The 14,959-nt window shown below is 67.5% G+C and carries 13 protein-coding genes; 4 read left to right on the forward strand and 9 right to left on the reverse strand.

Annotated features, from left to right (window positions below):
• Positions 1-5: 5 nt before the first annotated feature.
• Genes pabB through ASE86_RS04910 form a run of 3 tightly spaced genes read right to left on the reverse strand, consistent with a single transcriptional unit; the run spans position 6 to position 4,295 of the window.
• Complete coding sequence (gene pabB, locus ASE86_RS04900; RefSeq protein ID WP_200911485.1) at positions 6-1,829, reverse strand: aminodeoxychorismate synthase component I; 1,824 nt, start codon at positions 1,827-1,829, stop codon at positions 6-8.
• 17 nt (positions 1,830-1,846) lie between these two features.
• On the reverse strand, positions 1,847-3,943 hold the full coding sequence (locus ASE86_RS04905; protein ID WP_056426635.1) for a RelA/SpoT family protein: 2,097 nt from the start codon (positions 3,941-3,943) through the stop codon (positions 1,847-1,849).
• A gap of 49 nt (positions 3,944-3,992) precedes the next feature.
• On the reverse strand, positions 3,993-4,295 hold the full coding sequence (locus tag ASE86_RS04910; protein ID WP_056423106.1) for a CC_3452 family protein: 303 nt from the start codon (positions 4,293-4,295) through the stop codon (positions 3,993-3,995).
• A gap of 136 nt (positions 4,296-4,431) precedes the next feature.
• Between ASE86_RS04910 and ASE86_RS04915 the strand changes: the two genes are divergently transcribed.
• A complete protein-coding gene (locus ASE86_RS04915) occupies positions 4,432-4,929 on the forward strand; it encodes a winged helix-turn-helix transcriptional regulator (protein ID WP_056423109.1) in 498 nt (165 codons plus the stop codon).
• Positions 4,930-5,102: 173 nt separating this feature from the next.
• On the opposite strand, the gene ASE86_RS04920 is transcribed toward ASE86_RS04915, so the two are convergent.
• Complete coding sequence (locus ASE86_RS04920) at positions 5,103-5,879, reverse strand: sulfite exporter TauE/SafE family protein (protein ID WP_056423111.1); 777 nt, start codon at positions 5,877-5,879, stop codon at positions 5,103-5,105.
• A 117-nt stretch (positions 5,880-5,996) separates the two neighbouring features.
• On the reverse strand, positions 5,997-7,205 hold the full coding sequence (locus ASE86_RS04925; RefSeq protein WP_056423114.1) for an LL-diaminopimelate aminotransferase: 1,209 nt from the start codon (positions 7,203-7,205) through the stop codon (positions 5,997-5,999).
• 107 nt (positions 7,206-7,312) lie between these two features.
• On the opposite strand from ASE86_RS04925, the gene ASE86_RS04930 reads away from it, so the two are divergent.
• The 3 genes from ASE86_RS04930 (at position 7,313) to clpS (ending at position 10,526) form a co-directional block, all read left to right on the forward strand.
• A complete protein-coding gene (locus ASE86_RS04930; protein ID WP_056423116.1) occupies positions 7,313-9,055 on the forward strand; it encodes a PHA/PHB synthase family protein in 1,743 nt (580 codons plus the stop codon).
• 118 nt (positions 9,056-9,173) lie between these two features.
• Complete coding sequence (gene phaP, locus ASE86_RS04935; RefSeq protein WP_235523990.1) at positions 9,174-10,040, forward strand: phasin family protein; 867 nt, start codon at positions 9,174-9,176, stop codon at positions 10,038-10,040.
• A gap of 129 nt (positions 10,041-10,169) precedes the next feature.
• Positions 10,170-10,526, forward strand: coding sequence for an ATP-dependent Clp protease adapter ClpS (gene clpS / locus ASE86_RS04940; RefSeq protein ID WP_235523991.1), 357 nt, complete (start codon positions 10,170-10,172; stop codon positions 10,524-10,526).
• Positions 10,527-10,861: 335 nt separating this feature from the next.
• Here clpS and ASE86_RS04945 read toward each other — a convergent pair whose 3' ends face one another.
• From ASE86_RS04945 to ASE86_RS04960, 4 genes are read right to left on the reverse strand one after another with little or no spacing between them, the layout of a single operon-like run.
• Entirely contained in the window at positions 10,862-11,587 is a 726-nt protein-coding gene (locus ASE86_RS04945) for an ABC transporter permease (protein WP_056423119.1), read from the reverse strand.
• Positions 11,584-12,510 (reverse strand): ATP-binding cassette domain-containing protein, encoded by a 927-nt coding sequence (locus ASE86_RS04950; protein WP_200911486.1) that lies wholly within the window; start codon positions 12,508-12,510, stop codon positions 11,584-11,586. The genes ASE86_RS04945 and ASE86_RS04950 overlap by 4 nt, the downstream gene beginning before the upstream one ends.
• Entirely contained in the window at positions 12,507-13,271 is a 765-nt protein-coding gene (gene rlmB, locus ASE86_RS04955; protein WP_056423124.1) for a 23S rRNA (guanosine(2251)-2'-O)-methyltransferase RlmB, read from the reverse strand. The genes ASE86_RS04950 and rlmB overlap by 4 nt, the downstream gene beginning before the upstream one ends.
• Positions 13,268-14,887: a M20/M25/M40 family metallo-hydrolase gene (locus ASE86_RS04960; protein WP_056423127.1), complete on the reverse strand. Its 1,620-nt coding sequence runs from the start codon at positions 14,885-14,887 to the stop codon at positions 13,268-13,270. The genes rlmB and ASE86_RS04960 overlap by 4 nt, the downstream gene beginning before the upstream one ends.
• Positions 14,888-14,959: the final 72 nt, after the last annotated feature.

Raw genomic sequence — 14,959 nt, forward strand, 5'->3', positions numbered from 1 at the left:
GGGCGTCACGCTATAGCATCGAGCCCGACCGGCACAGCGGCAATCAGGCCGCGTAGCGCGTTGCCGATCAGAAATCCGTCGGCCAGATCGTCGGGCCGCAGATCGGCCTCGATCGCACGGCCGTCCTCGATCAGGCGGCGACGCAGGATGCCCGGCAGCAGGCCGCGCGTCGCGGGCGGAGTCAGCAGGCGCCCGTCGCGTTCGACGAACAGCGATGTGAAACTGCCTTCGGTCAGGTAGCCTGCGGGGTCGACGAACACGACCTCGAACGTGCCGGCCGCGCTACGGGCGGTGTCGTAGAAGCCGCGATCGCTGGTCTTGTGGCGCAGGCGGAAGTCGCACGTATCGACCGGCAGCGGGACGATAGCGACCGGCACCGGTTCGGCGTGCGTGTCGGGCAGGGGAGCGACCTGGACCGCGACCGTCCCATCGCTGGCGAGCGCCAAGCGCACGCGCACAGGTTGCTCCAGACCGGCGACGGCGCCGTCCAACTGCGTGGTCAAATCGGCGGGCACCTCGAAACCCAGCGTCGCGGACGATGCGGCGAGGCGCGCCAGATGCAGGTCACGATCGACGATGCCATGGCCGGGCACAGCCTTCATCGTCTCGATCAGGTCGAACCGGTGGTCAGTGTGCGTCACGAACCGCGCCTTCAACAGGCACTCGCGCCATTCGGCGTCAGCCGTGCTGTCGGCGACCACCGCCGAACCCAGTCCTAGCGTCGCGGTCCGCCCAGGCGTCTCGGCGGCCGGCATCGTCAGCGTGCGGATGGCGACGTTGAACGCGGAATCGTCGTTCGGGCCGATCCAGCCGATCGATCCGGTGTAGAGCCCGCGGGCGTCCGGTTCGACCATGCGGATGACCTCCATCGCGCGGATCTTGGGCGCGCCGGTGATCGATCCGCACGGGAACAGCGCGCGCAGGGTCGTGACCGCATCGGCGTCGGGCAGGCTGTCGGCGACGACGGTCGAGGTCAGTGTGTGGAGCGTGGGGTAGGTTTCGACCGTGAACAGGTCGGGCACGCGGACGCTGCCCGGCACCGCCACGCGCGACAGGTCGTTTCGCAGCAGATCGACGATCATCAGGTTCTCGGCGCGCTCCTTGGGATCAGCGGCGAGGGAAGCGGCCGACGCTGCATCCGCGGCCGGATCGGCGGCGCGCGGGGCAGTGCCCTTCATCGGCCGTGCGGTGATGCGGCCGCCTTCGCGGGTGAAGAACAGCTCGGGCGAGGCGGAGAGAATCCAGTGGTCGCCGGTATGGATGACGCCGCCCCAGCCCGCCGAGCTGCTGCCGCGCAGCCGGGCGTAGAGCGCCAGCGGATCGCCCGCCACCGTGACATCGGCGCGAAAACTGAGGTTCGCCTGATAGATGTCGCCGGCGCGGATGAATTCGGCGACCCGCTCGAACGCCTCGGCATAGTCCGCGGACGTCACCCGCGGCACGACCGGCCCCGCCCAGGCGCCGCGCGGATCGGGCAGGGCGGCGGCCAGCGTTTCGGATGCGATCCGCTCGACCCGGTCGAACACGCCGAACCACAGCGCGGGCGGGTCCGTCGCGGCACGCCCGCGGGCCAGCGCACGCAGACGCGGCTCCAGCCCCAGCCCGGCTTCGTACCCAAGGAAGCCCGCGAGTTGGCGTCCGTCGCGCACCGCCACGCGCACCCGCGCCAGCGCGTCGTCGATCGTGTCGCTATCGTCCGTCCGGATGATCGCGACCGGATCGCGGAACAGTCGCGCCGGCGCACCGCCCGGTCGACAGTCGTCCAGCAGCACGAACGGCGATCCGTCGCGCAGGGCCGCTACCAACTCGGTCGTGTCGGTCTTCGTCATGCCCGACCGAAGGCGTGTCAGGCGCGCTGCGCGTCGCTGACCGCGTCGGCGGCGCGCAGGGCCGCCAGCAGCCGAGTCAGATGCGCCGCGTTGCGGACCTCGACCTCGATCGCGTTGGTGTGGAACGTCGTGTCGCGATCGTCCATGCGCAGGCCCAGGATGTTCGCCTTGTGCGCGCCGATGACGGTCGCCACCGCGCCCAGCGCGCCGGGTTCGTTCTTCAACGTAACGTTGATCCGGGCGATACCGCCCTCCGCCGTGTCACCCCAGGCCAGATCGACCCAGTCTTCCACGTCGACGCCACCGTCCTCGCCGATCTGCGGGCAGGCGATGTCGTGGACGACGATACCTTCGCCTTCGCGCCGGATACCGACGATGCGGTCGCCGGGGACCGGGCGGCAGCACTGCGCCAGGTCGAACGCCACCCCCGGCGTCAGCCCGGTGATGGTTATCGCGTGGCGCTGCGGCGGGGCCTTGTGCGCGTCCTCGCCGCCGGCCGATCCGGGCATCAGCGCTTCCATCACTTCGGCATCCGACAGCTTGCGCAGCGCGATCGCCTCCAGCAGCGCATCCATATCGGTCAGCTTCAGGCGGCGGATCGCGGGCTTTATCGCATCGGCGCCGATCGCGACCGGCAGGCGCTGCACGATGTCGTCGTACAGCTTGCGCCCGAGCTCCAGTCGCTCGGCGCGTTCCTTGTGGCGCAGGTGGCGGCGGATCGCCGCGCGCGCCTTGCCGGTGACGGCGAAACTCATCCAGTTGGCCTGCGGCATCTGCCCCTTCGACCGCAGGATCTGCACGCTGTCGCCGTTTTGAATCTCGGTGCGCAGCGGCACGACCCGGCCGTTGATCTTCGCGCCCACCGCCTGGTCCCCCAGATCGGTGTGGACGCCGTAGGCGAAATCGATCGGCGTCGCGCCCTTGGGCAGCTGAATCAGCTCGCCCTTGGGGCTGAAGGCGAAGATGCGGTCGGCGTACATCGCCATCCGCGTGTGTTCTAGCAGTTCCTCGGGGCTTTCGGCTGCCTCCAGGATTTCGACCAGGTCGCTGATCCACGGCACCTGCGTGTCGGGGCGCACCGCGTCCTGCTTGTACGCCCAGTGCGCGGCGATGCCATATTCGGCCTGCGCGTGCATCGCCTGCGTGCGAATCTGGATTTCGATGCGCGTATTCTCGCCGATGAACACCGATGTGTGGAGCGAGCGATAGCCGTTGCGCTTGGGCGTCGAGATGTAATCCTTGAACCGCCCCGGCACCATCGGCCATTTGCGGTGGATGACGCCAAGTGCCCGGTAGCATTCCTCCTCGGTCGCGACGATCGCGCGGAAGGCCATGACGTCGGAGAGCTGTTCCAGGCTGACGTGGCGTTCCGACATCTTGCGCCAGATCGAATAGGGATGTTTCTGGCGCCCGCCGACATCGGCCTCGATCCCGGCGCGCTTCAGCAGCGTGTGCACGGTTTCGCCGATCTTCTCGATCCGGTGGCCTTCCTCGGCCAGTGCCGCCAGCCGCTTGACGATCGACTGGTACGCCTCGGGCTCGAGTTCGCGGAAGGCGAGCGTCTGCATCTCCTTCATGAACTCGTACATGCCGATCCGCTCCGCGAGCGGTGCGTAGATGTCCATCGTCTCCTTGGCGATGCGCCGGCGCTTCTCGGGCTTCGATATGAAGTGCAGCGTGCGCATGTTGTGCAGGCGATCGGCCAGCTTCACCAGCAGCACGCGGATGTCGTCGGACATCGCCAGCAGGAACTTGCGCAGGTTCTCCGCCGCGCGCTGCGTATCGGTCTGCGCCTCGATCTTGCTGAGCTTGGTCACCCCGTCGACCATGCGCGCGACGTTGGCGCCGAACAGCCGCTCGATCTCCTGCGGGGTCGCGACCGTATCCTCCACCGTGTCGTGGAGGATGGCGGTGGTGATCGTCTCGTCATCGAGATGCAGGTCGGTCAGGATGCCCGCGACCTCGATCGGGTGGCTGAAATACGGGTCGCCGCTGGCGCGCTTCTGCGTCCCGTGCGCCTTCACGGAAAACACATAGGCGCGGTTCAGCATGGCCTCATCGGCCTGCGGATCGTAGCTCAGGACCCGATCGACGAGTTCATATTGGCGCAGCACGTCGCTCAAGATGGGGCGTGCCGGCGCTGCATTGCAACGCTTTTATGCGTCAGCGGGCGCGCGCGTTGCATTTGGCGAGCGCCTCGTCGCCGAACGCGGTGCCGCCGGCCGAAAAGCTGGCGAGCGCACCGACGCGCTGGACGACCAGTTCGCACAGGACCGCATCGCGTTCCCCGGCCCGTGCGGCGGTGCAGGTGCCATCGACGCACTTCCACATGGTCGATCGGGTCACGACGCTCGACTTTGCGAACGCGGCTTTGGGCGTCGCGCTGTAGTAATTGGCTTGGGCCAGCGCGGGGGCGGCGGACGTCAGCGTGACAAGGGCGGCAGCGATTCCGGCGACGATCTTCATCGAACAAACATCCTTGTGCGTGGGGTTTCGCACCGCGCCTAGCGAACAGATATGTAAGTTGCAATCAGAAACCTATGCTGTCACGCAGCACGATATTTGTTTCGAGTTTCCGCTACTTTACGGATAGGGTCCGCCGATGGTGTCGAAAGTGCGAGAGCCGCTGCGGGAACTGGCGGCGACGTGCAGCCTGCCCGCCGCGCTGGAGGCGATGGGCGAACGCTGGGCGTTCCTGATCCTGCGCGCGGCCTTCAACGGCTATCATCACTTCGAGGAATTCCAGTCCGAACTGGGCATCGCGCGCAACATCCTGGCCAACCGGCTGGCGCGCTTCGTCGACCACGGCATTCTGGAACGTCGCGCGATGGCCGACGATCGCCGCAAGATCGAATATCGCCTGACGGACAAGGGGCACGCGCTGCTGCCCGCGATGGTCGCGCTCCGGCAATGGGGCGAGCGGTGGGAAACCGGCAAGCCCGCCGACCCCGTGCTGGTCGATGCCCGCGACGGGCAGCCGATCCGGGCTGTGCGGGTGCTGAGCCGTGATGGGCGGGAGCTGGAAAAGGACGACCTCAGGTGGGTGCTCCGCGAAGAGCTGGAGCGGGGCGGGGAGCGGGCGGCCGGCGATTTGCGTTAGCAAATCGTCGACTCGCCGCGGCGGGCGTCGGTGGCGGTACTAGCCAAATCCCGTTCGTGCTGCGCTTGGCGAAGCACCGGTCTCTGTGCCGTAAACGCGCAGCGGGCGTGTCGCGGTACGGCCCTTCGACAGGCTCAGGGCGACCGGAATTGGAAAAGCGTTTTCGCGCCCCGTCACAGCATCAACCGCACGCCGACGATCGCCAGCACCGTCGCCAGCACCGGCGCCAGCGCGCGATCGGACACGCGGGCGGCAACCAGGCTGCCGACGATGATCCCCGGCACCGACCCGATCAGCAGTGAGGCGAGCAGCATCAGGTCGACCGATCCCAGCATCCAGTGACCGATCCCGGCGATCAGCGTCAGCGGCACCGCATGCGCAATGTCGGACCCGACCAGCCGATTCACCGGCAAAGCGGGGTAGAGCAGCAGCAACGCCGTCATCCCCAGCGCGCCCGCCCCGACCGACGTCAGCGACACGAGCACGCCCAGCACCACGCCGACGATCGTCGTCACGATCGCGACGCGCCGCTCGCCCATCGGCGGGAACCGCGCGATCCACGCGGTGATCCGCCCGCGCAGCAGGGTTGCCAGCGCCGACAGCAATAGCGTGACGCCCAGCAGTACGCTGACGACATGGCCCGTATCGGCTTTTCCGACGCCTGCACGCTGCAGCAGGATCAACGTGACGATCGTCGCGGGCAGGCTGCCCGTCGCCAGCCGTCGGACCACTCGCCAGTCGACCGTCCCGCGCCACCCATGCACTGCGGTCCCGACCGTCTTGGTCGCCGCGGCATACAACAGGTCCGTCCCGACCGCGGTGACCGGGTGGAATCCGAAGGCGAGCACCAGCAGCGGCGTCATCAGCGATCCGCCGCCGACACCGGTCAGCCCGACGATCATGCCGACCACGATGCCGGCCAGCGAATAGAGCGGATCGATCGCGGTCATGCGCGTCGGTGTGGCGCAGCGGTGGATGGCGCGCCAGAGAGTTTTTGTTTGTGGAAGGGCGAGGTGTGGCGCTCCTCTCCTGCGCGGGAACGACGGCAGGGGGTAACGGCGTCCCGCCTAACTCGCCGCCTTCGTGCCCGTATTCACACCCATCGACTGGAGGTATTTCTTCACGTTGCGCGCTGCCTGGCGCAGCCGCTGCTCGTTCTCCACTAGCGCGATGCGAACGAACCCTTCGCCGTCCTCGCCATAGCCGACGCCGGGAGCGACCGCGACCTTGGCATGGGTCAGCAGCTGCTTGGAGAATTCGAGGCTGCCCATGTCCTTCAGGGCCGGCGGCAGCGGGGCCCACGCGAACATCGACGCCTTGGGCGCGGGGATGTCCCAACCGGCGCGGCCGAAGCTTTCGACCAGCACGTCGCGGCGCTTGTGATACAGCTCGCGATTCCGCGCGACGATGTCCTGCGGGCCGTTCAGCGCCGCACACGCCGCTGCCTGGATCGGCGTGAACGCGCCGTAGTCGAGGTACGACTTCACCCGCGTCAGCGCCGCGATCAGCGTCGGGTTGCCGACCGCGAAGCCGATCCGCCAGCCGGCCATCGAATAGGTCTTCGAAAGCGACGTGAATTCGACCGCGACATCCTTGGCGCCCGGCACCTGGAGGATCGAGGGCGTCGGATTGCCGTCGTAGTAGAGCTCGGAATAGGCCAGGTCGCTCAGCACCCAGACCTTGTTCTCCTTCGCCCAGGCGACCAGCCGTTCGTAGAAGGCGAGGTCGACCGTCTCGGCGGTCGGGTTCGACGGATAGCCGACGACCAGCACGCTCGGCCGCGGCACGGTAAACGCCATCGCGCGGTCGAGCGCTTCCCAATATTTCTCGTCGGGCGTCGTCGGAACCGAACGGATCGTGGCGCCGGCGATGATGAAGCCGAACATGTGGATCGGGTAGCTGGGGTTCGGGGCCAGCACGACGTCGCCCGGCGCGGTGATCGCGGTCGCCAGGCTGGCGAGCCCCTCCTTCGACCCCATCGTCACGACGACCTCGGTTTCGGGATTGAGATCGACGCCGAAGCGGCGGCCGTAATAGTTCGCCTGGGCGCGCCGCAGCCCCGGGATCCCCTTCGACTGCGAATAGCCGTGCGCGTCCGGCTTCATCGCGACTTCGCACAGCTTTTCGAGCACGTGCGGCGGGGGCGGCAGGTCGGGGTTGCCCATGCCCAGGTCGATGATGTCCTCTCCGCCTGCACGTGCCGCTGCCCGCATCGCGTTGACTTCGGCGATGACGTAGGGCGGCAGGCGCTTCATGCGGTAGAATTCTTCGGACATCTCGTCTCCCTTTCGATTGGCGCCTCCCTACGCCATTCGGACGCATCCGGGAATGACGTGCGTGCGAAGCGGCGCTAGAACGTGCTCGACAGACGGAGAGGACGCCCATGCCCGACACCACCCAGCCGACCGTGCCGAGCCTTGCCGACATGCAGCATTGGACCTGGGTGCTGGGCCGCGCACAGCAGATGATGCTGGAGGCGGGGATCGACGCGGTCCAGTCGGCGCCCAAGATCCTGACGCCCGCCATCCCGGCAATGGCGATCGACCCGCAGCAGATGTTGCAGGCCTCGGCCGATTTCTGGACCGACACGATGAAGCTGTGGCAACGCTTCCTCGATCCCGCCGCTGCCGAGCCGTTCGCCGAGACGCCTGAACAGGCGCGAGACAAGCGGTTCAAGGCGCCCGAATGGCGCGAGCAGCCGGTGTTCGATTTCCTGCGCCAGAGCTATCTGACGATCGCCGAGCATCTGCTGAAGTCGGTCGACCAGGTCGAGGGCATCGATGACGCGCAGCGCGAACGCCTGCGCTTCGCGACGCGCGGCTTCGTCGATGCGATGAGCCCGTCGAACTTCGCCGCGACCAACCCGCAGGTCATCGCGAAAGCCATCGAGACGCGCGGCGAGAGCCTGCTGAAGGGCCTGCAGAACATGCTGGGCGACATCCAGCGCGGGCAGTTGACCCACACCGATACGGACGCGTTCGAGGTCGGGCGCAACATCGCGACGACGCCGGGCAAGGTCGTCCACCGCACGCCGCTGTACGAACTGATCCAATATACGCCGACGACCGACAAGGTGCTGGAGACGCCGCTGGTCATCTTTCCGCCATGGATCAATCGCTTCTACATCCTCGACCTGACGCCGGAGAAGAGCTTCATCGGCTGGGCGGTGGCGCAGGGCCTGAGCGTCTTCGTCGTGTCGTGGAAGTCGGCCGACGCGAGCCTCGCCGACATCCAGTGGGATGATTACGTCGCCGCGCAGCTGGATGCGATCGACACGATTCGCGACCTGCTCGACGTGCCGTCCGTCCACACGATCGGCTATTGCGTGGCCGGCACGACGCTCGCCGCGACGCTGTCGGTGCTGGCGGCGCGGGGGCAGGCGGAGAAGGCGGCGAGTGCCACCTTCTTCACCGCGCAGGTCGATTTCTGTGGTGCGGGCGAATTGCAGCATTTCGTCGACGACGAACAGCTGGCGATGATCCGCAGCCTAGCGACCGACGGTTATCTCGACGGGCGCTACATGGCGGTGACGTTCAACCTGCTGCGCGGGCGCGACCTGATCTGGAATTACGTCAGCAACAACTACCTGATGGGCCAGGACTATGCGCCGTTTGACCTGCTGCACTGGAACGGCGACGTCACCAACCTGCCGGCGGGCTGGCACCAGAGCTATCTGACCGACCTGTACCGAGACAACCGGCTGGTCGTGCCGGGGTCGTTGAGCGTGCTCGGCGTGCCGCTCGACCTGACCCGCGTAAAGACGCCGACCTATGTCCAGGCGGGGCGCGAGGACCATATCGCGCCGGCCGACAGCGTGTGGAAGATCACGCATCATTTCGCCGGGCCGCTGAAGTTCGTGCTGGCGGGCTCGGGCCATATCGCCGGGGTCGTCAATCCGCCGGCGGCAGGCAAATACCAGTATTGGACCAATCCGGCGAAGGTGGAGTCGCTGGCCGAGTTCGTCGCCGGCGCGACCGAGACCAAGGGCAGCTGGTGGCCGGATTGGATCGACTGGGTCCGCGCGCTAGGCGACAAGATGGTCAAGGTTCGCGGTGCGCGGGTGCCGGGGAAGGGCGGGCGTCCGGCGCTGGCCGATGCTCCGGGGGAGTATGTCCGCGCCCGCTGACACCGTGGAGTCCGGCCGCTTTTATTCGTGAGAACCGGTTATGCTGCGGCGCACAAAAATCCGCTTGTAATCGCGTGTTTCGCCGCTTATTTGTGCACTGCAACAAAACTGCGAGTGCATGATGGCGAGCAAGACTCCGAAGACCGCGCCGACGACGCCTGGCAAGGCGGTTGCCGGTGTCGCGAACGCGGTGACCAAAACCGCAATCACGCAGGCCGAAGCGACCAAGCCGGTCGCCACGGCTGCGGCTAAGGCGGCGACTGCGCCCGTCGCTGCGGCGGCGAAGGTCGCCCAACCGGTTGCCAAGGCGATCGAGCCGGCGAAGCCTGCCGCGCCTCCCGACGTGAAGGCGGCCATGATCGAGGCTCCGGCCAAGGTCGCCGCCGCCGTCAAGGCGCCCGTCGCTACGGCGAAAGCCGCCAGGCGCACGGTGGCGAAGGCCGTCAAGCCCGTCGCCAAGGCGGTCAAGACCGCCATCGTCGAACCCGTTAAGAAGGCGGTCGAAACCGCCGTTACCGCGACCCCCGAGGTCGCTCCAACGCAGAAGAAGGACGTGACTTTCATGGCTACCAAGTTCGAAACCCCGAAGATGTTCAACGACGTCAGCGAGCGCGCCAAGGCGATGTTCTCGAAGAGCCAGACCAGCGTCGCCGACATGGGCGAATTCGGTAAGGGCAACGTCGAAGCGATGGTCGAGGCCGGCAAGATCGCTGCCAAGGGCATGGAAACGCTCGGCCAGGACGCCGCCGACTACACGCGCCGCTCGTTCGAGGGCATGACGGCCGCGCTGAAGAGCCTGTCGTCGGTCAAGTCGCCGACCGAATTCTTCCAGCTGCAGAGCGAGTATGTCCGCTCGGCATTCGACCAGGCGGTTGCCCAGTCGTCGAAGACGACCGAAGCGATGATCAAGCTGACCAGCGATGCCGCGCAGCCGCTGTCGAACCGCTTCGCCGTTGCGGTCGAGAAGGTGAAGACCGCCGCGTAAGTGCAGGCAGTGCCGGTGACGGCATTCCGGGATCAGGGGCGGGCGCCACGCGGCGGCCGCCCCTTTTTCATGGATAATGCCTGCGCATCAGGGTTGTCCGCAGCGGCCCCTGCGCATATTTTACCGCCCGTGACGCATAACCTCTCTCCCATCGCCGCTTCCGGCCAGCGCCCCGACGACGACGACGGCGGCACCAACATCGGCGTCGCGACCAAGACCCGCGCCAAGACCAAGAAGCCCACGCCCTATCGCGTACTGATGCTGAACGACGATTACACGCCGATGGAATTCGTCGTCCTGGTCCTCCAGCGCTTCTTCCGCATGGATATGGACCAGGCGACGCAAGTGATGTTGCACGTCCACCAGAAGGGCGTCGGCGTGTGCGGGACGTTCAGCTACGAAGTCGCCGAGACCAAGGTCGGCCAGGTCATGGACTTCGCCAAGCAGAACCAGCACCCGCTGCAATGCACGCTGGAGAAGGCATAGCGGGCGGCCGGCGGCTTTGCGTTAGCAAAGTCGCGGACTCGCCACGGCGGGCAGCGGGGCGGCGAAGCCGTCCCGTCTGACGGCGTGGCGGGAGAGTCGGCGCGCTGGAAGCCCCGACCGACAACGCGGCTTTGCCGCGGCGCTCTTCCCGCTCTCATGCTGGTTCGTGCTGAACTCTTCCAGGCTAGGTTCTGCAATGCGCCCGCGTACCGCCCGCGGCACGAAGTACGGTGCTTCGACAAGCTCAGCACGAACGGACGTTGGGCTGTCTTTCCTCTTCCCTTGTCAATCCCGGGGAGGCGGGGCTGACGGACAGCCGTGCAGTGCGCCGAAACCTATCGAAAACTCTGCCGCGCCATCGCAGCGACCATCGCCACCGCCAGCACCGCGCCCCCGACGCCGCCGATCGCGCCGTACACCCACGGATCGGGCGACTGAAATACCTTCACCTGCAACAGCCAGGGAAAGTAATCCGCCTTGTCCGTTCGCGCGATCGCGACCGATAGCGCGACCAGGACGCCGGCGATGCGGACGCCCAGCGGCACGACGAAACTGGCGAAGCGCAGCGCCGTCCACAGCAGGATGACGCTGAACAGCCCGCTGGCGACAAGCATCGCGGCGGTTCGATCCAGGACCATACGCCACGGGATCGTGCCGACCGGCATGGTACCGCGGATCGATCCGGCCAGCGCCGCCGCTGCGGTGGCAAAGGCAAGCATCAGCAGCGTCATGCCGACGATGACCGCGACCGTCACCACCAGCTTTGCCGCGAACAGCTGCCAGCGGCGGATCGGCAGGGTCAGCAGGTGATCCCACCCGCGCGAGCGATGTTCGATCTGGCCGACGAGCGCCACGAAGGCGGCGATCGTCATCGGCATCAGGAACAGCGACCAGACGGGCAAGGAGAAGCTGAGGTAGATGCTGCCCCAGGCGGGCACCTTGCGGCTGCCGATCATGCCCAGGAAGACCAGCAGCGCTGGCAGCGCGGGGGCGACGACCGCCAGCAGCAGCGCGAGCGACCCGCGCAGCTTCGTCACCTCGGCGTATAGCAGGACGATCATGCCGCCTCCTCACGTGCGACCGTGTCGCGGTACAGCCCCTCCAGCGAGCGCGTTTCAGGCACCGCACCGAACACCTCGATCCCGGCACCGACCAGATGGCGCAGGGCCGCGGCGATCACGGCGCGCATCGCGTCGGGATCGCCGGCGAGGACCAGTGCATCGCCGTCGATCGTCGCATCCAGCCCGGCCGCGTTCAGCAGCGCCGCCCCGCGAACCGCGTCGCCAAGCGCGATCCGCACCGTCTGCGCGGTGCCGATCAGCGTGCGGACCTCGCCTTGCAGCACCAGCCGTCCGCGCCGCATCATGCCCATATGCGTCGCCATCTGCTCGACTTCGCTCAACAGGTGGCTGGACACGAACACGGTGCAGCCGCTCGCCTGCGGCAAGGTGCGGATCAGGTCGCGCATGGCGATGATACCGTCCGGATCCAGGCCGTTGGTCGGTTCGTCCAGCAGCAACAGCTCCGGCCGGCCGAGCAGGGCACGGGCAAGCGCCAGACGCTGCTTCATCCCCAGCGAATAGGTGCCCGCCCGCCGCTTCGCCGCGTCGGTCAGGTCCACGAGGTCCAGCACACGGTCGATTTCCGACGCCGGTAGATCGCGCAGGCGCCGCGTGAGGTCCAGGTTGGTGCGCCCGCTCAGGTGATCGTACAGCCCCGGCGTCTCGATAAACGCCCCGATCCGCGCCAGCGCGGCGCGCGCATCGCCGGGCATGGCATGGCCCAGCAACTGCACGTCGCCCGCATCGGGCCGCATCAGCCCCAGCAGCAATCGCATGGTCGTCGTCTTGCCGGCACCGTTGGGGCCCAGGAAGCCATAGACCGACCCCGCCGGCACCGCGAGCGCGACATCGTCGACGACGCAGGCACCACCGAGCGACTTGGTCAGCCCGGTGGTCGCGATCGCCAGCCGGGGTGCGCTCACCGCGTCGCCGCCACCGCGTACAGCGCGATCGCCGCGGCGTTCGACACGTTCAGGCTTTCGACCTTGTCGGAAATCGGCAGGCGCGCGAGCTGGTCGCAGTGCGCCTCGACATTCTGGCGCATCCCTTCGCCTTCGGACCCGAGCACGAGCGCGACCTTGCGGATGCCCAGCGCCTCGCTGAGCGTCGCGGTGCCGGCGCCGGTCAGGCCGATGCGCCAGTATCCCGCTTCCGATATCTCCTCCAGCGCGCGCGCCAGGTTGACGACGCGGACCCACGGCACGGTTTCCAGCGTGCCCGAGGCGGAGCGGGCCAGCGCGCCGGATTCGGGTGGCGCGTGGCGATCCTGGGTGACGATGCCGAGTGCGTCGAACGCCGCGGCCGAACGCAGCACGGCGCCGACGTTGTGCGGGTCGGTCACCTGGTCGAGCACGATGATCGGCCGTTCGTCATCCGACCCTTGCGCCAGCAGGTCGCCCAGCCAGATGTCCTCCAGCGGATCGACCTCCGCCACCAGCCCCTGGTGCGGCGCGTCGCTCGGCACCAGCCGTGCCAGGTCCTGCGCATCGGCGATCAGCAGCGGGATCGACGGGTCGGGCTTGCCGAGCAGCCCGACCGCATCGGGTGTCGCCCAGATCTTGCGGATGCGGCGTTCCGGGTTGGCGAGCGCCGCCAGTACCGGGTGGCGCCCCCAGAACCGGGGACGCGACGATGCGGCGGACTTGCCCGGGCGGTGCCCGGTCTTGGGCGGGCGGCGGCTCACCGGTCTTCGTCCGGATCGGCGTAGGCGAACGGATCGGTGACCTTGGGCTGCTGCGGCAGCGGCCCGCGCGGCAGCGGCTTGTCGGCGTTGGCGGCCTGCAGCAGCATTCCGGCCAGCACGATCGATCCCTGGCGCATGTCGTCACCCTTCAGCTTGTCGAACGTGTCGGCGCTGGAGTGGTGGGTGCGCGAATCATAATCCAGCGGATCCTGGATGAACTGGAACCCGGGCACGCCGACCGCCTGCATGAACACATGGTCGGTGCCGCCGGTCTTGGAAATCACGACGTCCTTGGCGCCCATGCTGGCGAACGGGCTGAGCCATTCGCGCAGGATCGGTGCCGCCGCGATATTCTGTTCGGCATAGATGCCGCGCAGCTTGCCCCCGCCGTTGTCGATGTTGAAATACGCCGCCAGGTCGTTGTAGCCCGGCTGCGGCGTCACCGGCCAGCGGTTGCCCCAGCCCATGTAGCGGTCGAGCCCGGTCTGCGTGTTCGTGCCCGTCCCGCGCGTCGCCAGATGCTTCTCGACATAGGCCAGGCTGCCGAGGATGCCCTGTTCCTCGCCCGACCAGAGCGCGAAGCGGATGGTGCGCTTCGGGCGCACGTTCATCTTGGACAGGATGCGTGCGGCCTCCATCACCATCATCACGCCCGCGCCGTCGTCGGTCGCGCCGTCGCCGGCGACCCAGCTGTCGAGGTGCCCGCCGGCCATGACATAGCCGGCTTTGGGATCAGTGCCGGGGATTTCGGCGATGATGTTGTACGCCTGGCGATCGCTGTCGTCGAAACGGACGTCGCTCATCACTTCCAGCGTCGGCGCGGGGCCGGCCTTGGCGATGCGGGCCAGGCGGCGATAGTCCTCGGCCGCCAGCTGGATGCCGGGGAGGGGGGAGGTATCGCCGACGCCGAACAGATAGCCTTCGCCGTGGACCAGCATCCCGTCACGGTAGCTTTCGGTGGCATAGGCGACCGCGCCCTCGGCCTTGAGGAACGCGACGAGCTTCTTGGCGAAGTCGTTGCGCTTCATGCGGCGATCGGCGGCTTCGGGGTCGTAGCGCGGCTGGCGGAAGGTATCGAGCTTGGCGATCTGGTCGCCGGTCAGCCGCTCGAACGGGGCGTCGGTTTCCTCCGACCCGTTGGTCGGGCGCGAGATCATGACGATCTTGCCGGAAAGTTTGCCGCGCCACTTGTCGAAATGGCGCTCGGCCGAGATCGGCGCGACGATGACCGGTGCGGTAATCGTGCCGTTCGTGCCCGGCGTCCAGGCGATGGGGATCGCGGTCAGCTGGAGCGGGCGCGGGCTGACCATGCGGACGCTGGCGCGCTCGATCGACCAGCCGCGGCCGAAGTCGAAGCCTTCCTTGTGGACGTTCTTCAGGCCCCAGTCGCGGAACTTGTCCATCGTCCAGGCTTCGGCCTTGCGCATACCGGGCGAGTTGGTCAGGCGCGGGCCGATCATGTCCATCAGATACTGGCTGTTGACCATGACCTCGGACTGGTTGGTGCCTTCGTCGATGATCCGCTGGATCTGCGTGCGGTCGACCGTCTGCGCCGTGGCGGGCAGGGCGGCGGCAAGCGAAGTGGTGGCGGCGAGCGCGAGTGCCAAGCGGCGCATGGATGTCCCCTTTGTCGAATTTTTCGAGCTGCCACTCTGCTATGCGGGGGACGGGCGGGGCGCAAGGCAACT

Source organism: Sphingomonas sp. Leaf33 (genome assembly GCF_001421785.1).
Lineage (GTDB): Bacteria > Pseudomonadota > Alphaproteobacteria > Sphingomonadales > Sphingomonadaceae > Sphingomonas.

Bases quoted from the DNA above. Each gene is read 5' to 3' on its own strand.
- pabB (WP_200911485.1), bottom strand. From the start codon at position 1,829: ATGACGAAGACCGACACGACCGAGTTGGTAGCGGCCCTGCGCGACGGA.
- ASE86_RS04920 (WP_056423111.1), bottom strand. From the start codon at position 5,879: ATGACCGCGATCGATCCGCTCTATTCGCTGGCCGGCATCGTGGTCGGC.
- ASE86_RS04930 (WP_056423116.1), top strand. From the start codon at position 7,313: ATGCCCGACACCACCCAGCCGACCGTGCCGAGCCTTGCCGACATGCAG.
- phaP (WP_235523990.1), top strand. From the start codon at position 9,174: ATGATGGCGAGCAAGACTCCGAAGACCGCGCCGACGACGCCTGGCAAG.
- ASE86_RS04960 (WP_056423127.1), bottom strand. From the start codon at position 14,887: ATGCGCCGCTTGGCACTCGCGCTCGCCGCCACCACTTCGCTTGCCGCC.
- ASE86_RS04915 (WP_056423109.1), top strand. From the start codon at position 4,432: ATGGTGTCGAAAGTGCGAGAGCCGCTGCGGGAACTGGCGGCGACGTGC.
- ASE86_RS04925 (WP_056423114.1), bottom strand. From the start codon at position 7,205: ATGTCCGAAGAATTCTACCGCATGAAGCGCCTGCCGCCCTACGTCATC.
- ASE86_RS04945 (WP_056423119.1), bottom strand. From the start codon at position 11,587: ATGATCGTCCTGCTATACGCCGAGGTGACGAAGCTGCGCGGGTCGCTC.
- ASE86_RS04910 (WP_056423106.1), bottom strand. From the start codon at position 4,295: ATGAAGATCGTCGCCGGAATCGCTGCCGCCCTTGTCACGCTGACGTCC.